At 29.2% G+C, this 24,870-nt stretch carries 23 protein-coding genes; 8 read left to right on the top strand and 15 right to left on the bottom strand.

Annotation, left to right across the window (positions count from 1 at the left end; genetic code table 11):
- A partial coding sequence (locus AJN69_RS00690) for a flagellin (protein ID WP_070290177.1) occupies nt 1-1,503 on the top strand: 1,503 nt, incomplete at its 5' end.
- A gap of 27 nt (nt 1,504-1,530) precedes the next feature.
- Here AJN69_RS00690 and AJN69_RS00685 read toward each other — a convergent pair.
- The 4 genes from AJN69_RS00685 to pseI are packed head-to-tail and all read right to left on the bottom strand — an operon-like array spanning nt 1,531 to nt 8,274.
- Entirely contained in the window at nt 1,531-3,429 is a 1,899-nt protein-coding gene (locus AJN69_RS00685) for a motility associated factor glycosyltransferase family protein (RefSeq protein ID WP_070287990.1), read from the bottom strand.
- Nucleotides 3,410-5,377 (bottom strand): motility associated factor glycosyltransferase family protein, encoded by a 1,968-nt coding sequence (locus AJN69_RS00680; protein ID WP_070287992.1) that lies wholly within the window; start codon nt 5,375-5,377, stop codon nt 3,410-3,412. Before AJN69_RS00680 ends, AJN69_RS00685 begins: the two co-directional genes overlap by 20 nt.
- Nucleotides 5,378-5,392: 15 nt before the next feature.
- Complete coding sequence (locus AJN69_RS00675) at nt 5,393-7,246, bottom strand: motility associated factor glycosyltransferase family protein (RefSeq protein ID WP_002880610.1); 1,854 nt, start codon at nt 7,244-7,246, stop codon at nt 5,393-5,395.
- Nucleotides 7,243-8,274, bottom strand: coding sequence for a pseudaminic acid synthase (pseI, locus tag AJN69_RS00670; protein WP_002880611.1), 1,032 nt, complete (start codon nt 8,272-8,274; stop codon nt 7,243-7,245). Before pseI ends, AJN69_RS00675 begins: the two co-directional genes overlap by 4 nt.
- Nucleotides 8,275-8,501: 227 nt before the next feature.
- Here pseI and pseA point away from each other — a divergent pair, with 227 nt between their 5' ends.
- The 3 genes from pseA to AJN69_RS00655 are packed head-to-tail and all read left to right on the top strand — an operon-like array spanning nt 8,502 to nt 10,987.
- The gene (gene pseA, locus AJN69_RS00665; protein WP_002880613.1) at nt 8,502-9,638 is read left to right on the top strand and encodes a pseudaminic acid biosynthesis protein PseA; all 1,137 of its coding nucleotides are present in this window, start codon (nt 8,502-8,504) and stop codon (nt 9,636-9,638) included.
- The gene (hisH, locus tag AJN69_RS00660) at nt 9,635-10,240 is read left to right on the top strand and encodes an imidazole glycerol phosphate synthase subunit HisH (protein ID WP_083262286.1); all 606 of its coding nucleotides are present in this window, start codon (nt 9,635-9,637) and stop codon (nt 10,238-10,240) included. Before pseA ends, hisH begins: the two co-directional genes overlap by 4 nt.
- Nucleotides 10,241-10,987, top strand: coding sequence for a HisA/HisF-related TIM barrel protein (locus AJN69_RS00655; protein WP_002880615.1), 747 nt, complete (start codon nt 10,241-10,243; stop codon nt 10,985-10,987).
- On the opposite strand, the gene pseH is transcribed toward AJN69_RS00655, so the two are convergent.
- The 3 genes from pseH to pseF are packed head-to-tail and all read right to left on the bottom strand — an operon-like array spanning nt 10,952 to nt 12,925.
- Nucleotides 10,952-11,425, bottom strand: a complete 474-nt coding sequence (pseH, locus tag AJN69_RS00650) for a UDP-4-amino-4,6-dideoxy-N-acetyl-beta-L-altrosamine N-acetyltransferase (RefSeq protein WP_002880616.1) — start codon at nt 11,423-11,425, stop codon at nt 10,952-10,954. The two genes, AJN69_RS00655 and pseH, sit on opposite strands and share 36 nt — an antisense overlap.
- Entirely contained in the window at nt 11,422-12,243 is an 822-nt protein-coding gene (gene pseG, locus AJN69_RS00645; RefSeq protein WP_002880617.1) for a UDP-2,4-diacetamido-2,4,6-trideoxy-beta-L-altropyranose hydrolase, read from the bottom strand. The genes pseH and pseG overlap by 4 nt, the downstream gene beginning before the upstream one ends.
- Complete coding sequence (gene pseF, locus AJN69_RS00640; protein WP_002880618.1) at nt 12,227-12,925, bottom strand: pseudaminic acid cytidylyltransferase; 699 nt, start codon at nt 12,923-12,925, stop codon at nt 12,227-12,229. The genes pseG and pseF overlap by 17 nt, the downstream gene beginning before the upstream one ends.
- A gap of 90 nt (nt 12,926-13,015) precedes the next feature.
- Between pseF and AJN69_RS00635 the strand changes: the two genes are divergently transcribed.
- Complete coding sequence (locus AJN69_RS00635) at nt 13,016-14,230, top strand: DUF2920 family protein (RefSeq protein WP_002880619.1); 1,215 nt, start codon at nt 13,016-13,018, stop codon at nt 14,228-14,230.
- A 23-nt stretch (nt 14,231-14,253) separates the two neighbouring features.
- Nucleotides 14,254-15,324 (top strand): hypothetical protein, encoded by a 1,071-nt coding sequence (locus AJN69_RS00630; RefSeq protein ID WP_002880620.1) that lies wholly within the window; start codon nt 14,254-14,256, stop codon nt 15,322-15,324.
- Here AJN69_RS00630 and AJN69_RS00625 read toward each other — a convergent pair.
- From AJN69_RS00625 to AJN69_RS00605, 5 genes are read right to left on the bottom strand one after another with little or no spacing between them, the layout of a single operon-like run.
- Nucleotides 15,321-15,548: an acyl carrier protein gene (locus AJN69_RS00625; protein WP_002777686.1), complete on the bottom strand. Its 228-nt coding sequence runs from the start codon at nt 15,546-15,548 to the stop codon at nt 15,321-15,323. The genes AJN69_RS00630 and AJN69_RS00625 overlap by 4 nt on opposite strands.
- Before the next feature lie 40 nt (nt 15,549-15,588).
- Nucleotides 15,589-17,112, bottom strand: coding sequence for an amino acid adenylation domain-containing protein (locus AJN69_RS00620; RefSeq protein ID WP_002880621.1), 1,524 nt, complete (start codon nt 17,110-17,112; stop codon nt 15,589-15,591).
- Complete coding sequence (locus AJN69_RS00615) at nt 17,102-18,664, bottom strand: HAD family hydrolase (RefSeq protein ID WP_070287995.1); 1,563 nt, start codon at nt 18,662-18,664, stop codon at nt 17,102-17,104. The genes AJN69_RS00620 and AJN69_RS00615 overlap by 11 nt, the downstream gene beginning before the upstream one ends.
- Nucleotides 18,661-20,025: a MaoC/PaaZ C-terminal domain-containing protein gene (locus AJN69_RS00610; protein ID WP_070287997.1), complete on the bottom strand. Its 1,365-nt coding sequence runs from the start codon at nt 20,023-20,025 to the stop codon at nt 18,661-18,663. The genes AJN69_RS00615 and AJN69_RS00610 overlap by 4 nt, the downstream gene beginning before the upstream one ends.
- Entirely contained in the window at nt 20,018-20,245 is a 228-nt protein-coding gene (locus AJN69_RS00605) for an acyl carrier protein (protein ID WP_002807223.1), read from the bottom strand. The genes AJN69_RS00610 and AJN69_RS00605 overlap by 8 nt, the downstream gene beginning before the upstream one ends.
- A gap of 140 nt (nt 20,246-20,385) precedes the next feature.
- Between AJN69_RS00605 and AJN69_RS00600 the strand changes: the two genes are divergently transcribed.
- Nucleotides 20,386-20,610, top strand: coding sequence for an acyl carrier protein (locus AJN69_RS00600; protein WP_070209997.1), 225 nt, complete (start codon nt 20,386-20,388; stop codon nt 20,608-20,610).
- Entirely contained in the window at nt 20,607-21,647 is a 1,041-nt protein-coding gene (locus AJN69_RS00595) for a ketoacyl-ACP synthase III (protein WP_070209998.1), read from the top strand. The genes AJN69_RS00600 and AJN69_RS00595 overlap by 4 nt, the downstream gene beginning before the upstream one ends.
- On the opposite strand, the gene AJN69_RS00590 is transcribed toward AJN69_RS00595, so the two are convergent.
- The 3 genes from AJN69_RS00590 to pseC are packed head-to-tail and all read right to left on the bottom strand — an operon-like array spanning nt 21,627 to nt 24,869.
- Nucleotides 21,627-22,436 (bottom strand): AAC(3) family N-acetyltransferase, encoded by an 810-nt coding sequence (locus AJN69_RS00590; RefSeq protein WP_070287999.1) that lies wholly within the window; start codon nt 22,434-22,436, stop codon nt 21,627-21,629. The two genes, AJN69_RS00595 and AJN69_RS00590, sit on opposite strands and share 21 nt — an antisense overlap.
- Nucleotides 22,433-23,746, bottom strand: a complete 1,314-nt coding sequence (locus tag AJN69_RS00585; RefSeq protein ID WP_070288001.1) for a DUF4910 domain-containing protein — start codon at nt 23,744-23,746, stop codon at nt 22,433-22,435. Before AJN69_RS00585 ends, AJN69_RS00590 begins: the two co-directional genes overlap by 4 nt.
- The gene (gene pseC, locus AJN69_RS00580; RefSeq protein ID WP_070286272.1) at nt 23,739-24,869 is read right to left on the bottom strand and encodes a UDP-4-amino-4,6-dideoxy-N-acetyl-beta-L-altrosamine transaminase; all 1,131 of its coding nucleotides are present in this window, start codon (nt 24,867-24,869) and stop codon (nt 23,739-23,741) included. The genes AJN69_RS00585 and pseC overlap by 8 nt, the downstream gene beginning before the upstream one ends.
- Between the last annotated feature and the right edge of the window lies 1 nt (nt 24,870).

Here is a 24,870-nt window from a genome sequence, read left to right as displayed (position 1 = left end):
GATAAGGCTATGGATGAGCAACTTAAGATTTTAGATACTATTAAAACTAAAGCTACTCAAGCAGCTCAAGATGGTCAAAGTTTAAAAACAAGAACCATGCTTCAAGCAGATATAAACCGCTTAATGGAAGAATTGGATAATATCGCAAATACAACTTCATTTAACGGTAAACAACTTTTAAGTGGAAATTTTACCAATCAAGAATTTCAAATCGGTTCAAGTTCAAATCAAACTATAAAAGCTAGCATTGGGCCAACCCAGTCTTCAAAAATCGGTGTTACAAGATTTGAAACAGGTTCGCAAAGCTTTACTTCAGGCGTAGTAGGACTTACTATAAAAAACTATAATGGTTTAGAAGATTTTAAATTTGATAGTGTGGTGATTTCAACCTCTGTTGGAACAGGACTTGGAGCTTTAGCTGAAGAGATCAATAAAAGTGCCGATAAAACAGGAGTTAGAGCAACTTATGATGTAAAAACTACAGGAGCTTATGCTATAAAAGCAGGAACGACTTCTCAAGACTTTGCTATTAATGGGGTTATAATTGGTCAAATTTCTTATAAAGACGGAGATAATAATGGTCAGTTAATCTCAGCTATCAATGCGGTTAAAGATACTACTGGAGTTCAAGCCTCTAAGGATGAAAATGGCAAGCTTGTTCTTACTTCGGCTGATGGTAGAGGCATTAAAATCACTGGAGATATAGGAGTTGGTGCTGGAATTTTAGGAACACAAAAAGAAAATTACGGAAGATTATCTTTAGTAAAAAATGATGGTAGAGATATTAACATAAGCGGAACCAATCTTAGTGCCATAGGTATGGGAGCAACTGATCTTATTTCTCAGTCATCTGTATCTTTAAGAGAGTCTAAAGGTCAAATTGATGCAAATGTTGCTGATGCTATGGGCTTTAACTCTTATGCTGGAGGTGGAAAGCAAATTATTGTTGGTTATAGCTCTGTATCTGCTTATATGGATTCTAATGGCTTTTCTCAAGGTTCAGGATTTTCTGTAGGTAGTGGAAAAAATATGTCTGCTGTGTTGACAGATTCTTTGGTTCTTCTTTCTGCAATGTCTGCGGCCACAGCTAGCACAGTTTATACTGTTTCTAAAGGTTCAGGTTTTTCAGATGGTTCAGGAAATTCTCAATTTGCTACTTTAAAAACTTCAGCAGGAAATTTAGCTGGAACAGTAGATAAGAGTGCTGGTGTAACTACTCTTAAAGGTGCTATGGCTGTAATGGATATAGCTGAAACTGCTACAACAAATCTTGATCAAATCAGAGCTGACATTGGTTCGGTACAAAATCAACTTCAAGTTACTATAAACAACATCACCGTAACCCAGGTTAATGTTAAAGCAGCAGAATCAACCATAAGAGATGTAGACTTTGCAAGTGAGAGTGCGAATTTTTCTAAGTATAACATACTTGCACAATCAGGCTCATATGCTATGAGTCAGGCAAATGCTGTGCAACAAAATGTTTTAAAACTTTTACAATAATCTTTCTAAAGAGCAAAATTTTGCTCTTTAGATCAAATTTCTTTTTTCTAATTCATCTTGTAAAGGAATGATAGCTTTTTTTAAGATGGTATTTTGAGTGTTAGTAAGTTCATAAATACTTTCGATTAAGGATTCATGAGCATAAAGCCAAGCAAAAAGTTTGTTTTGTTTTTCACTTTCATTTTGAATACTTTGCACATACAAAGGTGATAAAATACCTTCTTCATGATGAAGTGTTGGGCCTAGAATTTCAAACAAAAAATTATAGCGATTAGAATCTAAACGAGTTTTAAATTTATCTAGATTTTGATTGATTTGATCTAGGGTAAGTTTAGATTTTTCTCTTTTTAAAGAGACTAATTGGTTTTTGATTTTTTTGCATTCTTTTAAAAAAGTTTGTGTTAAGTTCATTTGTTTTTTGATTTTTGTATAGGCTTTTAGCATCAAGGTGTTTTTTTGAATTTTAGAAAGTTTAGGAATTTTAACAAAAGGTTTTTTTAGTTCTTTTTTAAGTAAAGCTTCACACATTTCTTTAAATGGTTTTTCTATAGCTCCTTCTATCCTAGCCCCACCTTCGGTGCAATTATAAGTTTTTATTTTGTCTTTGTTTGATGCTATAAAGCTTTCAAAAATTTCTCTAAATATGGTCCAAACTTCAGAGCTTTGAACTGTTTCTTTTCCTCCATAAGCTACAGTCATATATTTGTTAAAATCTCTTTGATGGTGTCCATCATGGAGTTTTTCGTGGATAAAGCCTTTTGAATGAGAACTTCCATCTTTTGCGTAAGCTAGATCTTGTCCTATTAAAATAATGTTTTTATAATTTAGATTGATAGCTAGTTCATAGTTCATATGAGCAACGCTTAAACCACAGCTCATATAGCCAAATTCATTAAGTTCTACTGAGCTAGCAAAAGACAAGGGTCTAGTGACTAAGATATAGGATCTTTTGTTTTTTTCAAGATAAGAAATTGTATTTTTGTGCACTAAAGAAGTTACAAGAAAAGTAATTCCTTTATCAAAATCTTTAAAATCATTATTAAAACATTCTGCTGTGATGTCATCTCTTTCCATCATGCAAACATAATCAGGCTTTATGTTATGTTTTGCTAGTATAGCATAAGCACTATCAGCACAAAAAATAGTTGCTTTATTTGTATATTGTTTAAGTAAGGGAAGCTGTTTTTCAAGACTAGGCCCTGTAGAAACTATAATGGCCACATTTTCATTTTTGGTATTTCTTCTTTTTTTAAGCAAGGTTTGATAACTTGGATGTGAGATCATTTTTGGGATATTTCTTACAAATTGTTCTATCCCTTGCATAGCATCTTTAGGATCATTACCTTTTTTTAAGCTAATGTTTTTAATAGCCTTTAAATTTAAAGTATTAATTTTTAAAGTATCTTCTTTGTAGTTTTTATAAAAATCAGAATGTAAATGTAAATTATAAGTTTTAAAAAAGCGATCAATAGGACTTAAAGAAAAAATAATATCTGCTTTTGCATAAGTCATTTCTGGAGTATGGATTAAAATAAATCTACCTTTTCTTATATTTTCGCTGAAGTCTAATAAATTTAAAACTATAAAAATAATTTCAATTTCTTTTTCAAATATAACTATTCTTTTATGATTTTCATTTTGAAGTAAAGCTTTGTATAAAATTCCATTTCCAAGACCGTAAAAAAATAAAGCCGGATATCTTTTATAATCTTTGAAAAATTCAATTTTTTTCTCCAGTTCACTTAAAGGGTTTTTATAAAGTGTTTTTAAATTTCTTTTTTGAATGATATTGATATCTAAATTATCTTTTCCAAAAGTATAGGAAAATTCTCTAAGTTCTTTTATTTTGACTAATTTTTCTTTAAGTTCATCATATTCCTTGCCATTCATGGCTTTTAAATTTTTGTTAAAAATTGTATTTTGCATTTATTTTCCTTTTGTATTTTTCTAAATTTCTTTGAGTTAATTCATTTTCTAAAGGAGCGATATTTTTTATCAAAGCTTTTTCTTGTGCTTCTATGTGAGTATAAATCATTTTAAAAAATTCTATATGTTCTTTAACCCACAGTAAAGATTTTTTATAAGAATCTTCTGAAGTTTTTGGGTTTAAGATATAAATTTTAGCTATATTAAGTTCAAATTGAGTTAGAATTGGACCCAAAATTTCATATAAATCTAGCATATTTTTTTCATCTTCGAGTTTGAATTTTATTTTGTCTATTTCTTGGATAAGATAGTTTAATATTTCTTTACCTTCATCTAAATTTGAAATCAAATTTAGATTTGAAAAACTTTCTTGTATGTGGTTATAAGATTTTAAAAGTTCTTTTTTAAAAGTTTTGCAGTGATTTATACTTTTTATAATCTTGCAATAACATTTTAATAAAAGTTCATTTTGCTTATGACTGCTTAATGGATCTATTTTAGGAAAATTTTTATTTAAATTGTTTTTAAGCAAAGTTTCACATGTTTCTTTAAATGGTTTTTCTATAGCTCCTTCTATCCTAGCTCCACCTTCGGTGCAATTATAGGTGTTACAAAGTTCTAATTGATTAGCCTCATGAATTCTTTTTTCTAAAAAAAATCTAAATAAACTCCAATAAAAAGAGCTTTCCACAAAACCTACTCCTCCATAAGCTATGGTTCTAAAATGTCCAAAGTCTCTTTCATAATGACCTTTATGTTTGTTAAGATTTCTATAATCTTTTGTATGAGAAAGCCCATCATTAGAATAAGCTAAATCTTGTCCTATGAAAATAATATTTTTGTGTCTTAAAAATACAGCTAGTCCATAAGCTACATTTGCTACACTATGTCCTTCAGATAGTTCTCCAAAATTTTTAATTTTTAAGTATTTTATAAATTCAGAACCTCTATAAGCTAACATAAAATTTCTATTATTTTTTTCTAAATTTTTTATAGTTTGAGGATGGGTTAAATGAGTTGTGATAAATAAAATATCCTTATCAAAATCACCAAAATTATTATTAAAAAATTCTGAGGTTAATAAAATTCTTTCTAAAGATACAACGTAATCAGGTTTGATATCATGTTTTGATAAAATAGGATAAGAAGAATCTGCTGATATGATTGTTGCTTTATTTGCGTATTTTTTCAAAATAGGAAGTTGTTTGGTAAGAGAAGGTCCTGTTGAAACGATAATAGCAGTATCACTAAGATTTTCTCTTTTTTTGAGTAAATCTTGGTAAGCAGTATGAGTGATCATTTTAGGAAGATTATAGATAAGTTGCTCTATACCTTGTAGAATATCTTTGGAATCATTACCTTTTAAAAGTACAGCATTTTTAAATTTATCCATAAGATTATTATTTAAATTTAATATTTTTTCTTTATCTTTTTCATAATAATCGCTACTAAGTTCTAGAAAATAAGTTCTTGAAAATTGAAAGAAAGGATTGCTTGAACATAAGTCATAATAATCTTGAAATTCTAAGGAATTAACATCAAGTATTATAAGTTTATTTTTTTTTAATTCTTGTGAAAAATCCATAAGATGAAGCATGATCTTGATAATTTCTAATTCTTTTTCAAAAACAACTATATGTTGGTGATTTTTATTTTGAAGTAAGGCTTTAAATAAAATCCCATTTCCAAAACCATAAAAGTATAATACAGGATAAAGTAGATATTTATCATTATAAATATTAAGCATGGAGTTTAATTCATCTATAGCATTTTTATAAAGAAAGGTGTTATCGCTTGTATTTTTTAAATTTATATCAAGATTATCTTTGCCTAAAATAAGTTCAAATTTACTTGATTTAATTTGTTTTAAACTTTCCTTTAAAACAGCATTGTTTAAAGCGTTGATATTTCTATTAAAAAGTTTAATTTGATTTTGATTAAATTTCATAATTTTTCCTTTTATTTATGAAATATCGTCATTTTTGTATTTTTTTAAAGCTTCTTTTATGATTTGGTTTTGAGTATTTAAATACTCAAAGCTTTGTAACCACCATGTTTTTTGACTGGTTAAAAAGTCTTTAATTTTTTTGTTTTGTTCTAGATCATTTAAAACTTCGTAATGCATAATTTCGCATTCGTTATGATAATATATAGCTTGAGTGAGCTCATTGAAAAGTTTTAATCTTTTAAAATCCTTAAAAAAAATTAAAAGGTTTTGCTTAATTTTTATTAGAGCTTGTAAATTAAGTTGAGATTTGCCAAGTTCAAAGTCAAGTTTTTTTAGTTCATTTTGACATTTCTTTATAAATTTTTCACTTTGTTCGACATTTTTAATTAGCAATTTTTGAGTTTGTAAAAATTTATTTTTTGTCTCATTGTTTTCTAAAATTTTAGGTTTGTCAAATGGTTTTTTAAGATTTTCTTTAAGTAAAGTTTCACATGTTCCTTTAAAGGGTTTTTCTATGGTTCCTTCTATCCTAGCACCCCCTTCGGTACAATTATAGGTGTTGATTTTTAATTTTTCTTTTGCCCAGAAAATATCTTTTTCAAATGCTTGTCGGAACAAGTTCCAAGTGAGTTGAGTTCTTACTTGTTTTTCTCCTCCATAAGCAAGCGTATAAACTTCACCGCGTATTTTCTCTCCTTCATTTCCATAGATATGCTCGCTTGGATGAGAGCTTCCATCTTCTGCGTAAGCTAAGTCTTGCCCTATGAAAATGATATTTTCATGCCTTAGACTTGCAGCTAGTTCATAAGCCATATTAGCAACACTTGCTCCAACTCCAATATAACCAAATTCTTTAAGATTTAAAGATACAGCAAAGTGCAAAGGACGATGTACTAGCATATATTCTCTATTATTTCTTTCAAGAAATTCAATAACTTCTTTATGAACTACCGAAGCTAGGATAAACAAAATTCCTTTATCAAATTCTTTAAAATCATTATCAAAACACTTAGAAACTATATCATCTCTTTCTAACATGCAAACATAATCAGGTTTTATACCATGCTTTGCTAAAATAGGATAAGCGCTATCAGCACAAAATATAGTGGCTTTATTTGCATACTTTTTTAGTAAAGGCAATTGTTTGGTTAAGCTAGGTCCTGTTGAAACAATGATGGCGTTTTTAACTTTTTGTTTTCTTTCTTTTAAAAAATTTTGAAAAATTCCATGGTTTAAAAGTTTAGGAAGATTATTAAGCATGTGTTTGATACCGATAATAGAATCATAAGGATCATTTCCTTTAGCTAAAACGATAAAGCGAATATTTTCAATAAGCTTTTTGTTAAGTTCTTGTATTTGATGAGTATAGAATTTAAGATAAAAATCGCTATATATAAAAAGATTAAAAATTTTCACACTTTTTTGTATGTATTCATACATAAAAAGTGTTGTAAGTTGTGCAGTAGTGATATTTGGGGTATGAAAAAGTATTAATTTTTCATTTTTTAATTCTTTACTAAAATCAAAAAGATGTAAAGCAAGAGCTAAAATTTCTAGCTCATCTTCAAAAACGATGATGTGTTTATGGTTTTTATTTTCACATAAGGCTTTGTAAAACATACCATTTCCAAAACCATAGAAAAATAATACAGGATATTTTTCATACTCGCTTTTAAAAAGAGTTAAATTTTCTAAAAGCTCTTGATTAGGATTTTTATAAAGCGTAATATCATCTTTTATAAAATTGATTCCATTTTCATTTTGCTGTATTTTAAAATCGTTTTTTTTTAAAGCACGTAATTTATACGCTAAAATTTGATCAACTTCAAATAAGGCTTGAGTGTTTTTTAAAAAAAGATTTTTATTCATCTAAAATCACTTTCTTTTAAAGCATCGCCAAATTTTATATCTTTAGTAGCTTTTTTTCCTAGAATTTCTTGATAAAATTTAGGATGTAGTCCAAAAGAAGGACGCACGGATTTTACATTTTCTTCGCTGAACATTTCACCTTTTTTGATATCCTTGCTTGCATATAAACTTCTTGCAAAAACACGGTTTTTAAGAGCTTTTTCATCTAAGTCCAACTTGCCATTGCCTAAAGCACTTTCGGTCTGTCTAACCGCATCTACCATAGCTTTAAATTCATCAAAATCAAGACTAAATTTACTGTCTTCACTTTCTATATTTTTATCCAACATAAAATGTTTTTCTATCACTCTAGCTCCAAGTGCTACTGCTATAATGGGAGCTAAAGAGCCAAAACTATGATCACTTAGTCCTACTTCAACATTAAATTTTTCTTTTAAACTTACCATAGCTTTTAAATTCATATCTTCTATGGCAGCAGGATAAGCTGAAGTACATTTTAAAAAGATTAAATCAGAATTTTTTTCTTCTTTGAAAATTTCACAGATTTTAAAAAGTTCTTCTTCTGTAGCAATGCCCGTTGAAACGATGGTAGGTTTTTTTTCTTTGGCGATTAAACGCACGAAATTTTCATCATTAGCTTCAAAAGAAGCGATTTTATAAGCTATAGGATCAAAGCGTTTTAGAAATTCTAAATCTTCTTTAGCAAAAGGACTTGAAAAACAAAGTATACCTTCATTTTGTGCGGTTTCAAAGATTTGAGAATGCCATTCATAAGGAGTTTTTGCACTTTCGTAAAGCTCATAAAGTTTTCTTTTATCCCAAAGCCCTCCTTTGATGATGAAATCTTTTTTGTCGCTATTGAGCGTAAGACTATCTGCAGTGTAAGTTTGGATTTTTATCGCATCAGCACCTGCTTTTTTGGCTGCTTTTATGCTTTTAAGTGCCATTTCAAGACTTCCTGCGTGATTTGCACTCAGTTCTGCGATGATAAAAACCTTTTTATCGGTGTTAAAATTTCCTATTTGCATACTTTTCTTTCTTTGGTAAATTTCCTACTAAAAATGATATATAATTATATTATATAAATATTACGACTTTGTTATGATTTTGCTTGGTTTTATTCAAAAAATGCCATAGGGATTTAAATCATAAAATTCACTCATTTTTTAATTTTTATATAATATAAATATATAAAATCATAAAATAAAATTTAATTATAACGATATATACATTTAAGACTAATTAAAGGAAATTTATGAAATTCTGTAAAAAATGTGTGATGCCAGATACTAAGCCTGACTTACATTTTGATGAAGATGGAGTTTGTGATGCTTGTCGTTCTCAAGAAGCTAAAAATCAAAATATTAATTGGCAAGAAAGAGAAAAAGAATTTTTTGAGCTTATAAAAAAATACAAAAAACATCCTGTTTATGACTGTGTTATCGGAGTAAGTGGTGGAAAAGATTCTACTTTTCAAGTGGTTAAAATGCTTGAACTTGGACTTAATCCTTTGTGTGTGTGTTTTGAGCCTAGTGTGCCTACGAAAATAGGGCGTAACAATTTAGAAAATTTAAATCATCTTGGCGTGGATTTGATCCATATCAAGCGTGATCCAAAAGTTTATCAAAAACTTGCTCGTGAAGCTTTTATAAGAACAGGGGATAATGAGTGGCAAAACCATTTGGGAATTTTTACTTCTGTTCCACGCATAGCGGTAAATTTTGGAGTGCCTTTGATCATCTGGGGAGAAAGTCCGCAGATAGAGTATGGTGGTCCTGCGAGTAGTAAAAATAAAAATATTTTAGGCAGAGAGTGGCTTGAAGAATTTGGCGGGCTTTTAGGAAATCGTGCTTCTGATATGCTTGGGGTAAATGGCATCACTGAAAAAGATTTGTTTTTATATACTTATCCAAGCGATGAAGAACTTCAAAAAGTAGGGGTTACGGGACTATTTTTAGGGTATTATTTTAAATGGGATTATAAAAAAATTCTTGAAATTTCTAAAAAATATGGTTTTTCAACTCTAGATCATCCTGTTGAGACTACTTATGAAAATTTTGAAAATTTAGATTGTTATTCTAATCATGTGCATGATTATTTAAAATACTGCAAATACGGCTTTGGTAGAGCAACGGATAATGCTTGTTTGGATATTCGTTTAGGTTATATCAGTCGTGAAGAAGGGGTGCGTTTGGTGCAAAAATACGATGGCAAACCCCCTAAAAAGGCTATTAAAAAATACCTTGAATTTAGCGGTTTTAGTGAAGAAGAATTTCAAAAAATCGTAGATTCTTTTACCAATAAAAAAATCTTTAAACGCGATGAAAATGGTAAATTTATAAGAGATTATGATGGTTCTTTGGTAAGAAAAGACGAGTGTGTTTTAAAATGATAGCGCTCATTGATTACAAGGCAGGAAATTTAAACTCAGTTGCTAAGGCTTTTGAAAAAATAGGAGCTACAAATTTCATAGCTAAGAATCCAAAAGATTTGCAAAAAGCCGATAAATTGCTTTTACCTGGAGTGGGATCTTTTAAAGAAGCGATGAAAAATTTAAAAGAACTTGGTTTTATAGAAGCTTTAAAAGAGCAAGTTTTGGTGCAAAAAAAACCTATTTTAGGCATTTGTTTGGGAATGCAGCTTTTTTTAGAAAGGGGCTATGAAGGTGGAGTTTGCGAAGGACTTGGTTTTATAGAAGGTGAAGTAGTCAAATTTGAAGAGGATTTAAATTTAAAAATCCCACATATGGGTTGGAATGAGCTTGAAATTTTAAAACAAGAGCCTTTATATCAAGGTATAGAAGATAAGAGTGATTTTTATTTTGTGCATTCTTTTTATGTGAAATGCAAGGATGAGTTTATAAGTGCTAAAGCGCAATACGGCCATAAATTTGTCGCATCTTTACAAAAAGATCATATTTTTGCGACGCAGTTTCATCCTGAAAAAAGTCAAAATTTAGGCTTAAAACTTTTGGAAAATTTTATAAGGCTTTAAATGTTAAAAACTAGAATTATTCCTTGTGTGTTATTAAAAAATTCTCAACTTGTTAAAAGTATAGAATTTAAAGATTTTCGTACTATAGGGCACTTAACTTCAACGATGCGAATTTATAATGCACGTAATGTTGATGAACTTATTATCTTAGATATAGATGCTTCAAAAAGTGGTGAGATAGACTTTGAAAGTATAGAAGATCTTGCTAAAGAATGTTTTATGCCCTTAACTATAGGTGGTGGGATAAAAACTCTTGAAGATATACAAAAGATTTTAAATTTAGGTGCGGATAAAATTTCTATCAATTCTAAAGCCTTAGAAGATAAAGATTTTATAAGTAAAGCGGCAAATCGTTTTGGTTCTCAATGTATAGTTTGTTCTATAGATGTTAAAAGAAAAGGAGATCAACTTTGTGTTTATGATAGGGGAAATTTACTTGAAAAAAATCCTTTAGAACTTGCTTTAGAATATGAAAAAAAAGGTGCTGGAGAGCTTCTTTTAACTTCTGTGGATTTTGAGGGAAAAGCAAAGGGTTATGATTTAGAGCTTTTAAAGATCTTTCAAAATAAACTTAAAATTCCTCTTGTTATCAATGGAGGACTTAGCAATCCAAGTGATGGAGTTAAAGCTTTAAATTTGGGTGCTGATGCTTTAGCTGGGGCTTATATTTTTCATTTTTCTAAGTACACCCCTAAAGATGTAAAAGAAGAATTAGCTAAGCAAGGTTTTGCAGTGAGATTGCTTTAGGCAAACATAGTAAAAATCTTTATCTTCATCATAAAAAGTAAAATGATTTTGTTGATATAATTTTAAAGCTTTGTGATTATTTTTAAAAACATAAGCTTTAAGAGTATTTACTTTTAAAATTTCAAAAGCGTATTTTTTGATTTCATTCATTAAAATTTGTCCTACGCCTTTTAAATCAGGTTTTGCATAAAGTCCAAATTCACAAGATTTAGTTGTGATATTGACAAAATCAATCACACCGATAATCTGTTCATCTTGAAAAACTAAAAAATATTTTTTATTAGAATCTTGATGTAAATTTTTTAAAAATCTTAAATGTTCTTCAAAATCGATATGTTTTGTTTTCATAAATTGACTGATATCGGGGTGATTACGCCATTTAAAAATCAGCTTTATTTCTTGAGAATTAAGTTCTGTGAAATTTTTAAGTTTTATCAATGCCTATACTCCACTTCATAGCCTTTTTGAGCTAGCCAATTGGCTAGTTTTTCTTGGTTTTTAGCTAAGCAAATGGCTTTAAATTTAGCCTTTAGTATTAAAGCTTCATTGACTAAAGAGCTTGCGCTGATGATGAGTTTATTGCTTTCATTCATAAGCTTTGCTAGATTTTCATCTATAAAAAGTTTGATATTTTCATGATCTTTTATAAATTTTTCAAGTTTTGCAAGATTGGGATTTGACGAGCTTGTGGCGATAGCAATTTTTTTATTCCTAGGTAAATCAGAAGCAAGACTGATAGAAAGGTTTTTTATATCAGTTCCACCCATGCAAATGAAAAAATCATATTTTTTTTCTCTATTTTCTTTGGCCTCTTGATAAAATTCTTCCCTGATTAAAGCATAAGAAAAACCACATCTTACTTCGCATTTAAAAGGTACTAAACCTTCATAATCACTTGCTTTTGAGTAAGCATTGACATTGAGTAAAATGTCACAATAATGAGGCTTTATCTCATCATCAAAGCTTAAGATTTTCACCCCTGTTTCAAGCTTGATCAGCTTTTCATCATCTACGCTGATGCCATAGTGATCAATGATAAGAAGTTCAAATTTTTTTTCTTTGATGAGATTGATAAGCTCGTAGATACTTTCGCTACTAAGCTCATAAACAGGATAAGGAATTTCATCGATCAAAGAGCCTTCTAAAGGCAAACAAGCAAAACTTACATCATCGTATTGTTTAGCTAAGACTAGATCTCTTTTAATATGACCAAAACCTATATGAATGGAGCTATCACTTCTAATAAGAACTTTCATGATTTGCCTTATAAAGTATTTTTGCAAATTCTAAATCTTGCATGGTGTCTATATCGCAAACTAAATTTCTTGGCAATACAAATACACTAGAATGAGGTTTAAATATAAAATCTTCTTCAAGCCAAGCTTTACTTGTACCAAAATAAAAAGCCCCTGCATCATGATAAGCTTTTGTTAAGTCTTGTGAGCGACTTTTATAATGTTTTTCATCAAACATATAAACTTGATTGTTCTCATTTAGATGAAAAGCCCTTTGTATAGGATACTCAAATTCAGTGGCGGCAAATAAAAACTTGCTTTCATTTTCTAAAAATTTCTCAAAAGCTTTTTTTAAAATTTCACTGCTAATTAATGGAGCAGTAGCATAAAGACAACAGACATGATCATAAATTTGATTTTGACTTTGTAAAATTTCTATGGCATTTTGCACTACAGCAGTGCTTGAAGCATAATCATCGCTTAAATTTTTATCACGCACAAATGGAGCTTTTGCACCGTATTTTAAGGCTGCTTCTATGATCTCTTCATCATCGCTTGAAAGCACTATTTCATCAAAAATACCCGAATTTAAAGCATTTTCTATGCTATAAGCGATTAAAGGTTTTCCTAGAAAATCAATGATATTTTTTCTAGGAATTCTTTTTGATCCACCACGAGCAGGGATGATACAAAGATTTTTCATAGCTAAGCCTTGTTTTTTATGTTTTATTTTACTAAAATTTAAGTATAATTGTCTTTAAAATACAATAAAATAATGCAAAGAGGATGGATAATGCTTATAAACCAAACCTTTGAAATTGATTCTTGTGATGATGTAGAATTAAATATAAAAAGAACCAGTAAACTTGAATACCGTATAAGCTATGATGATGAAAAAGATATCAAAGCTATAGTTTTTATAGTGGGTGGTTTTGGAGCTAATGCAAATATTTCTTTTTTAGATTTTGATAGAGAGTATATTGCTAAAAATTTTGATGTTGTAGCGGTGCATGTTTTTTATCATTGTTTTTGTGCAAGACAAAGTATCGATCAAAAGTACAATCCAAAGCTTATTCCCAATCAAGATGATTTAGAGCGTATCAACGGTATTTTAAAAAATATTAATTTAGGGCATTTGTTGGCTAATGAAGATAATTTTGAACAAATTATTCCTTTTATAGAACAAAGAGCTGGAGAGATTAAACAAGCAGGTTTGGTTGATGAAAGCCAAAAAATAGAACTTTTTTGCGATTTTGTCCCACCTAATGGAGACTATCAAAACTATGGCATTATGGCAGCTATTGATCATATCAATGCTTTAAAAGATTTAGTTAAACGCTTTCCAAAATTTGCAGATTTACCAAAAATTTATGGGGGGGGGTCATACGGAGGATACCTATCTTTACTCATAGCAAAAATAGCTCCTTGGTATGTGGATGGCGTGATTGATAATTCGGGTGTTTGCTTGCCATTTTTGGAGTGCATTTTAGGAAGAGAAATGAATCAATGTGAATTTTATTTCGAAGAAAGTGGTCATAGGCTTTATTGCTTTGTGTATAAATATTGGACTAGGAATATAAATTCTTTTTATTATTTTGGGGATGAGAATTATTTAATCAGAGCAATTTTAAATTCAAATCATCTTAAAATTCAAGCAAATATTGATAGTGATATCGTTTTTTCGAGTTATCATAGTTTGCAAGATATAGGTGCGCCAGTGCAAAACAAAATAGAGCTTTATAAGTGTTATCAAGAGTTAGGATATGACGCCACTTTACATTTGATAAAAGATGAAAGTGATGTAGATGGTAGATTTATAAAAAGTTTAGAACATGGGCTTAGAATGACTGATAGAGCTTTATTTAGAAAAGAACTTCCTTTAATGCTTGAAAAATTGCAAGGAAGAAAATCTTTTATGCAAGAAAATTCCATCTCTTATCCTTGTGGAAACAAAGTGTTTACTTTTAAAGATGTGGGAGATAAAATTGAATTAGAGATAATAAACTAAAATAAAGACAAAGGATATATAAAATGACAGCATATTTACATATAGGAACTACCAATACAGGAAATCAAGAAAAACAAGGTTTTTTGATGCAAAATGAAGAAAAGCTTTTGCAAAAAGGTTATATTTACCCAAAAAGTCTTAGAGTGGCAAATAGACACTGGGCTTTGGTGGATATGGTTTTAGAGTTGGTTCAAAAGGAAAATATTTTAAAAGAGAAAAGTGTTTTAAGTCATATCACAAATGAAAGACTTCTTAGAACTATAGAAAATTTTAAAAGTGAAAGTGCTTTACATAAAGATAAAAAATTTATTTTTTCAGCTGAGGGTATAGTTTGGGATTTTTCTACCAAAAAACATGTAGAAATTTTAGAAAAGATTATGAGAGAGTTAGGTTTTACTCAAATTTATATTATTGTATATTTTAGGGATACTTTGGGTTATTTAAACTCACATTGTTCTCAAGATCATAAAAACAATATGGGGTATTATTCTGCTGATTTTGCCCCACAAGATCATCCTAGAAAATATATTTTTGACTATGAGTGGATTTGTAAAACTCATGCTAAAGTATTTGGAGAAGAAAATTTGATAGTAAGACTTCTAAGGGAGGATTATGTAGGAGGGACTTTGCTCAAGGATTTTGTTTATCATTTAGGACTTGAATGGGATGAGAGTTTTGTTTTAAAACAAACCAAAAATGAAAGTTTTAATCTTTTAGGAATGGAGCTTATGTCAAGATTAAATCAAAAAGATTTAAAGCAGGATAATCTTAATTCTTTGCTTTTTATGGCAAGAAGAAAATTTGAAGGCAGTAAAGAAAAAAGATTAAAATTTGCAGTGCAAAAAGATATTGCTAAGGCTTATGTGGATTATTTTGCTTCTTCGCTTGAATGGGTAAAAAACAAATATTTCCCGCATAAAAATTCTCTTTTTGCTCCTATAAATTGGGAAGAATACGAACAAAATTATACTTTAACTCACACACTAAGTAAAGATTGGGATGATGTGGCGGATTTTATAGCACAAATTATTGTTTCTAAAAATGAAATCATCAGTTCTTTAAAAGAACAGCTTAAACTTGCAAGGAAAGATTAGTCTTTCATTGCAGTTTCAAGCATTTTTTTGATATTTTCAAAGCTTTCAAAATTTTCAGGTGTGATAAATTCTGCTTTTAAGGGTTTTTTGTAAAATTTTTCTATTTCAGCAACCAAAGCCATGATATCGATACTATCGATAAAATCTTCACTTACTAGATTTTCCATACTCTCATTGATATCTGTTCTTTCTATATTGATAAAAAATTGTTTGATTTCTTGCATTTTTGCTCCTTTGGTTTTTTTGAAATTATAAAATATTTATTTAAACAAGTTCTTTTAAAACTTTCCTATCAATTTTACCATTTTGATTGAGTTTAAATTTGTCAATTTTAATAAAATTTTTTGGGATCATATAAGAAGGTAATTTATCTTTTAAAAAAGATTTAAAATCAAGCTCTTCTTTGCTTTCATAAAAACAAATAATATCTTCTTTAAAAATACAAGCGCTGTTTTTTACACTTGCATGAGAATTTATCACGCTTTCTATTTCTCCAAGCTCTATCCTATGTCCCATATATTTGATCTGATTATCTGCTCTTCCATAGCACAAAAGCTCTCCAAATTCATTATAAGAAACAATATCTCCTGTTTTATAGAGTAAATCTAAATAATTGTCATGCAAAGGATTTTGAATAAAAGCTTGTTTGGTTTTTTCTTTGTCATTATAATACCCTAAAGACAAAGAAGTTCCATGCACGTAAAGCTCTCCTTTAACACCTATTTCTTTAGGACTTATAAAATTCATATTTTCATCAAAAACTAAAAGTTCTGTGTTTTTACATGCTTTGCCTATAGGTAAAAGTTCTTCATCTTTAAAAGTGCGATTGATGATATAAAAAGAACATACATCGGTGATTTCTGTTGGGCCATAAAGGTTGGCAAATAAAGCATTGGGTAAGTGTTTACGCCAAATATTTAGCTGTTTATTAGGCATGATTTCGCCACAAAAAAGTATCTTTTTTAAGGCGTTTAAACTAAAATTATTCAAAGCTTCAGTATTTGCAAAATAAATCAGCACCGAAGGTACCCAAAATATAGTGCTTACTTTTTCTTTTTCAAGACATTCTAAAATTTTATTTGGAAAGGCAAAAAGATGATTAGGTAAAAGGTGTAAAGTCGCTCCTGATTTTACACTTGAAAAAATATCTAAAACACTATTGTCAAAATAAAATGGCGCTTGATTGGCTAAAATTTCATTCTCATCAAATTTAAAAGTCTCACATACCCAAAAAGTATAATCAATCACACTCTTATGTGCTATGCTGACTCCTTTAGGAATACCTGTGCTCCCACTTGTAAAAAGAACATAGAGTAAATTAGTATCTATATGTTTTTCTTTTGCAGTTTTTATTAAACTCTCATCTATATTAAAACTTTCAAAGTCTTGTGTATAAAGTGTAGGCAAATCTAAGTTAAATTCTAAATCTTTTGAAGTGATAAAAAGTTTAGGTTTTAAAACCTCTATAACTTTTTCTACTCTTTCTTTAGGACTTTTTTCATCTAAAAGGGTATAAAAATTTCCACTGAGTGCTACTCCAAAAAATGAAATTAAACAATCAATCCCTTTAGGCAAGATGATTAAAACAGGAGCTTGTATAGGATTATCATTTCCTAGCTTTCTTAAAATTTCACTGGCTAGTCTTTTAGAAAAAAGATCAAAGTTTTTATAAGTGATTTCTTTTCTTTCTTTAGCAAAAGGTTCTACAAAAGCGGTTTTTTCGCTAAATTTGATTAAACTTTTTTCTAAAAAATCGTAGATATGAGTGATTAAAGATTTAGTTTTCATGGATTATAAGTCCTTTAAAATTTAAATTTTGAAATGAAACAAGGGCTGAGTTTTTTTCAATTTCTTTAGAAATTTGTTCTAAAAAGCTCAAAAATGGCATATTTCTTTCGCCTTTTTGATAATAAAGCCTTGCATTATTGTTTTTAAGATCAAAGAATTTTAAAGCTAGTTCAAAAGCTTTAAAAAACATTCTAGTTTCAAGTTTTCTACCTAAAGCTCTGCAAGAAATGCAAAGATCATCAATAAATAAATTTCCTTCTTTGCAAGAAAAAACAAAAATAGCGATAATCCCACTATCGCTTAATTTATCACTCATGCTCACACTTACAATGAGTTCTTTTTGCATGTGTTGTGCGACTTTTTCTTGATTTAAGCGTGTGTAATTAGCGATAAATTGATTGGTTTTGCCTAAAAGTTCGCTAATGCGAGGGATATTTTGCAGATCATTTTTGCTAAAATCTAAGCTGATTTCAAGATTTTGAAAATATTCTTCATCGCTTAAACTTTTAAGCTCGTCTCTTAAAGCATTGGCTGCTATATCTTTGGCACGAATTTGATCTTCTTTGGTATTTGAAAGTTTTAAAAGATTAGGAAAAAGCTTGATTTTATAAAGTATATTTTCATCGCATAAAAGTGTTTTAACACCTGTAAATTTGGTATTTTCAAGCTCGGCGATATTATCATCTATAAAAAGCATAGCATTAGTATTTATATTAAATTTTTTAGCAATTTTTAAGATATTTTCACCCTTTGGCTCCCAATTGATCATTCTAACATCAAAATCATCCCATTGCAAGATGAAATCTTTCCTTATTTCAAAAAGTTTTTTTGCGTCTTTTTCTTCATTTTTTGAAGCTAGGGCGAGCAAAAAGCCTTGTTTTTTAAAAGTTTTAATTTTTTCTTGTAAGGTTTTGTGTAAAGGACTTAAATTAAGATTATCTATACCCTCTTCACCTAAAATTCCTTGATACAAGGTATTATCAAGATCAAGTACAAGAGCTTTAAGAGCAGGTTTTATGAGTGTAGGGATGAGGCTAAGTCCTAAAATTTGTGCTAAAAAAATCAAGGCTTTATTATTAAGTTTAGAGCCTGTAAGTTCTTCTTTAGCTAAGTCTAAAATATCTTCTTCATCAAAATACTCTTTTATGAGTTTTTCTATGTTAAAAATTTCGCAATTTAAAATTTTTTTATCTGTTTTAAATTCTCCTAAACTAAGGACTAAAATAGGGCTTTGTGAAATTTTTCTTAATGTTAAAAGCCTTTCTTCTAGAAAATTTTGCATATTATTTTTATAGCGGGTTAAATCCAGCCATAAAAGTTCTAAACTAGCTTCTTTAAAATTATCAAAACTTAAGCTATCATCATAAGAGCTGAAATTAAACTCAGCTCTTAAATTGGCAAAATGTAAAAAAGGAGTAATGATACTTTGCACTCCTTCAAAAGCATGATTTCTATGGATATTGATAAGAAGATCTTGACTTTTACTAAAGTCTAATTCTTTGGCAAATTTTATAAGCTCATTGCGTTTTAAATGAGGTGAGAAAAGATTCATTTTAGCTCCTTGTTTAATAACATAGAGACGATAAGTTCGTCTGTTTCTTTTAAATCTTGTGGAATAAAACTTAGGGTTTGATTAGTTTTTGCTCTTGGAAATCTTGGTATTTTAATTTCTATATTTTTTGTTTTTTTAAGATATTTCATATAGATTTCCATGGCTGCTTTAGCTATACTATATTCTTTCATATCTAAGGGTAAATCTTCTACAAAAGCAGAAGAAGAAGAAGAAGAAGAAGAAATTGGATTTGTAAAGCTTAAAATTTTTTCTAAACCAAAAATATAATAATCTAAAAAATCAAATAACATTTTGCGGTCAAGTTTGTTGTTTTGTGTTGAAATTTTTGGCGTTGCAAAATAATAAATATGAGTTGGATTAAATTTTTTGATTTTTTCTATGGAAATTTTACTAGGTTTTAGGACATTGTATTGTAAAAAATCGCAATTTGGAATATCTTCTTGTATATTTTTAGTGTGATAAGTGGCTAAAATTTTTGCCCCTCCTAATGCTAAAATTTTAGCACAAGTATTTCCAAGACCACTACTAGCTCCTACGACTAATGCCTTTTGTTCTTTAAAGTTTTTATTTTTTGATATATTTGGATATTTTAAAACAAGACTTCTGTAGTTTAAATTTTCTACAAGTTGCGGACGAATAAAAGCTTTAATAGAGCCTTTGCAAGGGTTTATAAAGTCTATTAAATAGCACTCTATGGAATGATGCTTTTCGTAGTTATAGATCAATTGCTTGTTTTCAATATTATCATTTGAAAAATTTAAATTTAAACTAGAATAAATACTATGAAGACCCGGAATTTTCATGCCCACTATACGCGTACTAGCGAGTAGTACAGCTATATTTTGTGGATTTAAATAATTTGCACATAATGGAAAAAGCTGTTTAAACAAAATGGTGTTATATTTTAATTCTTCTTTTGCATTTTTTTCTTTTGATAAAGGATTTGAAATAGCATCGTATTTATTAAAAAAATTACTTTCATAAGGATTGTGTAATTTTAATTCTTCTTGAAATTCAAAATCAATTTTGCTCAAAATTTTATTTTTATTTGTAATTTCATATTTTTTTAAAAAATTATTTTTGGATTTTATAGATTTTAGCTTAAAGTTTTCATTTTTGAAAAGTGGATTAATAAAACTAGCTTTAATTTTTTGAATTTTAATATTTTTTTGATTTTTTTTTAAAAAGTTTTCTAGTGTTAGAAAAACTTGATAAATTCCATAGATAACTTGATCGCCATAATAAGAATTTTTGGCAAATTTTTGATCTAAATGCAAAGGGTTGAAATCACCGCTTAATTTTGAAAAAAGTTCTAAATTTTTTTGAGAAATATTATTCATTTTTTAACTTTTTAATTTCTTTTAAAAGCATATTTTGTGAGTTTAATTCTGTAAGTTTCTCTTTGTCAAATTTGATTTCAAATTCTTCTTCTAGGCTCATAATGATATCAATATGAGCTAAAGAATTCCATTCGGGACAATTATTCATGCTTAAATTTGTATGTTCGTTAACTTCAATTTCTAGTATATTTTTTAAAATTTCATAAAATTGCTTTTCCATGTAGTTTTCCTTAAGAATTTTTATGTATATTTTGATAAAATTATACCAATATATTGTGATATTTTTTAAGTTAAAATGGATTTTATAAATATTTTTTTTAAATTGACGATATTTTTAGAGTATAAATTAGGAGTTTAAATATGGATAAAAATGATTTTTTAAAAGCAGTTGCTGAAATTTTAATGATTGATGCAAATAGTTTAACAGAAGAAATGGAATTGAATTCTTTTAATGACTTTGATAGTATAGCTTTCTTAGAGATAACCATGCTATTTCAAAAAAAATTAAATATAGAAATTTCACCTGTTGAAATTAGAGCTCTTAAAACTGTTAAAGATTTATTAAAACTTGGAAAATTTGTATGATAAATTTAAAAAATAAAAAAATTTCTTATGTGTGTGGAATTTTACCATCTAAAAAAATTCAAAATATAGATAATCCTAATTTTGATGAAAAAACAAAAAATAAAATTATTCGTTTGTCTGGTATAAAAGAACGTTATATTCTAGATAGGAATAAAAATGAAAATATGCTCAGTCTTTATAAACAAGCCGGAGAACATGTAATTAAAAAGCAAAATTGGAATAAAGATGAAATTAAGGGGATTATAGTAGTATCCCAAAACCACGAATACAGATTTCCATCTACTGCTGTATTATTACAAGAAGAGTTGGGATTATCTAAAGATTGCTTTGCTTATGATATTGTGATGGGTTGTTCTGGCTATGTGTATGGAATTTTTGCAGCAATGAGTCATTTAAACGAAGAGAGTGATAAAATTTTACTTTTTGTGGGCGATCCTATTAATGATTTTATTTATCCTAAAAATCAGTCTGTAGCTTTTTTATTTAGCGATGCAGCAAGTTGTACTGCTTTAGAATATTGCCATGGATTTAATGTTCAATTCTTATTTGAAACGGATGGTTCTGGACGAAATGCTATTATTGTGCCGCATGGAGGCAGTGCTAGCTTAATCAATTGTGAATCATTTCAAGAATATCAAGATAGCGATGGAAATACAAATATTAAAACTTGCATGGAAATGAAAGGTTTGGAAGTTTTTAATTTTACATTTAAGAATGTTCCAAATATGATTTTAAAGATTTTAGAAAAAAATCAATTAGATATTAAAGATATAAATAAATTCTTTTTACATCAAGCAAATCATTATGCTTTATTGCAAATAAAAGATAAATTAAAAATATCCGACGAGTGTTTTCCAATAAATATAACAAAATATGCTAATACGAGTTGTACCTCCATAGCAATTTTGCTTGCAGAGGAAAAAAAATATCATCAAAATAACATTATAATGGCGGGTTTTGGTGTTGGCTTATCTATAGGTGTAGCTTTGTTTAATAAGCTTGAGTTTGAAAGTGAATTATTGATTTTTAATTCCTAGGATTGTTAAACTTTTATTAGTAAGAAAAATATTATCATTGTGTTTAAATATCTCAATAAAGCTTTTAAAGCTTTCTAGACAGTTGAATACTCCAATAGTTCCACTTGCAAAATTTAGATAGTTATATTGTTTATTTTGTATCAAATAATTAAAGATTTTATTATCATCTGGAAGTAAATTTTCTTTACGAACAAAGTAGTTTATATTTTTTTCATACTTTTTACCATTTTCATCAATGATAAATCCTTGAAAATTTTTATTGTATCTATAAGATATTTGACAAACTTCTTCAGGATAATGGACAAAAGTAAAGCAATCTTTATTTCCAAAATTTAAAATTTTTCCATTGTTTCGTGTAAGTATTGCATAAACACAGTTTTCATCAAAGCACGATTTTTGTTCTTTGTTTAAAAACAATTCTTCATGAGCACCTTTTACAGCAAAAGAAAAGATAGGATCATTGGTTCTTTTTACCCCTTGTTGTTTTCTAAAAAATTCATTTAAAGCTCCTACGGTACATTTAGAATTAAGCTTATCATAAACTTCGTTTTTGCAAAAACTGTAAGTAAAAGTTGGCATAATAAGCGTCCCTTCTTTGCCAATGACTTCAAATAAACACTCAAGTAAAGCATTTAAAAAATCTTTTATAGGTAAAAGAGGAATGCCAAAGCTGTAAATCTCGCTATGAGAGCAAATGATATCGCCTTTTTGTATACCTAGTTTTATCAAAACTTCTATTAAATCATCTTGAGAATATATTTTTCCATTATATTTTAAAAGCTCTTTCATATTTTCCTCACTAGTTTGTATTCTAAAATTTTTTCCAAAAGTTCTTTAAATTCATAAGCTTGCATGTTTAAGATATTGGCTATATCGATGATATCATTTTCCTTATCACAATAAGCTAGAAAATTACAAGCCAAAGGAATGTCATTGGCAGTGCTAAGGGTATGATATAGTCCTCTTTTGCCAAGATTAGGTTCGCATGCTATAGTGTTTTCATATACAGCGTTGATTTCTAGATTTAAAATCATTTCTTGCATGCTTTGAAGTCCACCCATTAAACCTTTTTCAGAGATAAAATTGAGATCATCTTTTGAAGTGTGGTATTGTTTATACTCTCCATACTTGGTGCGAGATACTCCTACTATGCCAAGATTTACAAGCGGAGCATTATATTGTCTTTCATCGCTTCCACGATCTAAAAAACCAAAAGCTTTGAAATTTTCTTTATTTTTAAGCGTATGCAGGGCAACTTTATCGCTTAGAGTGTTTTCTTTAGGTGTATGTATGAGTGAGTAAGCATGATCATCGCCTAAGCAAGAAAGCACAAAGCCTGCTTTAACATGTTTTTTTAAATGCTCTAAATGTTTGCTAAGATAGACTATAGAGCCTATGGTTTCAGGGATGATGACAAAGCGGTAATTATATCTTCTTTCTTTTAAACTCAAAAGCCATTTTGCTAAGAAAATAGCTACCACAGGGCTACTAAGCTCATTATTTGCCATGGAAGGGTGGCAAAGATAGGTTGAAATTAAAATTTCATCTTTTGAATTTTGTGTGCTAGGTAGGATAAAATCAGCATAGTCCAAAACCCCATTTTTATCATGTTTTGCATCGATATAAACTTTGTATTTGCCTTTTTTAAGTTTTTTTCTTTCATTATGCGTGAGACAAAATCCCCAACGTCTTTTGTAATAACTCGTTACATAAGGAATAGCATCGGGCATTTCTTCTATGGAGTAAAGATGATTTTGAAGTTCTTCAAGTTCGATTTCTTGATCGATGGCTTCACTATAGTTTAGAAGGTGTAAATTGTGCTTTTTAAAATCACAAATTTTTTCTCCTTCTGGAGTAATGATATAGGCTTCTTTGGCGTTCCATTCATCAGGGACTATCCAGTCAAAAACCTTTGTGCCACTTTTAATAGAGTGAAATTTGAGTATACCCCCCCCCAGAGTTTTATTTAAAATTTTTAAGCTAGCTCTAAAACCTTGCCCTGTGATGCTTCTAGGGATAGGAAAAAGTTCACAAGCTAGTTCATACATAGCCTTTCCAGTTTGGCCAAAATCTTGACTTCTAAAGTCTAGCTTATCCACAATATCCCTTTTTAACTTTTTCAAGAGTGCTAAATAAAGTATCTTTTACAAATTTTGCATCTTTTAGATTCATTTCTTGATGACAAGGTATGCTAAGCTCGGCTTTGTAAAAATTATCCGCATTTTGAAGTTTTATTTCTCCTAAGAGTTTTTTATAAAAACTAAACTCATAAGTCGGTTTATAATGCACCTGTACACCAACTCCTGCATGAAGTAAGTTTTCAAAAAGTTCTTCTTTTTGACAATAAAATTCAGGAAAAAGCAAAATAGGATACAAATGTCTCGAGCTTTTTTTATAATCTTTGATTTTTATCGTGGAGAAATACGGATTTCTTTCAAATTCCTTATCGTAAAAGCTTGCGATTTCTTCTCTTTTTTCAAGATTGCGATCGAGTTTTTTAAGCTGGTTTATCCCTAAAGCACAAGCAACATCACTTAAGCGGTAATTATAACCAAGTTCTACCATATCACTATCCCAAAGTCTTTTTTTAACGATACCATGACTTCTTAAAAGCTTGATTTTAGCGATAAGCTCTTCATTATCACTCACCACAGCCCCACCTTCAAAAGTAGTGATAGGCTTAACAGGGTGAAAAGAAAAGATAGAAAGATCGGCTTTTTTTCCCACTTTTTCACTTTTATATAAGGCACCTAAAGCATGGCTTGCATCATCGATTAAAGGGATATTGTATTTTTTAGCAAGGCTTGAAATTTCATCTATTTCAACGCTATTTCCCCCAAAATCCACCACGCTAATAGCTCCTATATTTTTACTATCTTTTAAAAGTCTTGCTTCTAGTTTTTTTTCGTCAATATTGCCATCGTTTTTAATGTCGATAAACTCTACCTTAGCTCCAGCTATTAAGGCTGCATTAGCCGTAGCAGCGAAGGTTAAAGGAGTGGTTAAAACGATTTTTTCTTGGACACCTAATGCTGTGTAGGCAAGATGAAGAGCTGAAGTAGCTGAGTTTAATACACAAGCGTGTTTTACGCCCACATATTCGCAAAGGGCTTCTTCAAATTCATCTACCTTTTTACCTCCAGTTAAAATTTCATCTTTTAAAGCTTTTGTAAGCGTATCTATATCGCTTTGATCGATGTTTTGATGAGAATAAGTAAGCATT

The organism is Campylobacter sp. BCW_4338 (assembly GCF_001763255.1).
GTDB classification, from domain to species: Bacteria; Campylobacterota; Campylobacteria; order Campylobacterales; family Campylobacteraceae; genus Campylobacter_D; species Campylobacter_D jejuni.
The sequence above is the reverse complement of the archived record's forward strand: the minus strand, read 5'-3'. Positions and strand labels throughout refer to the sequence as shown.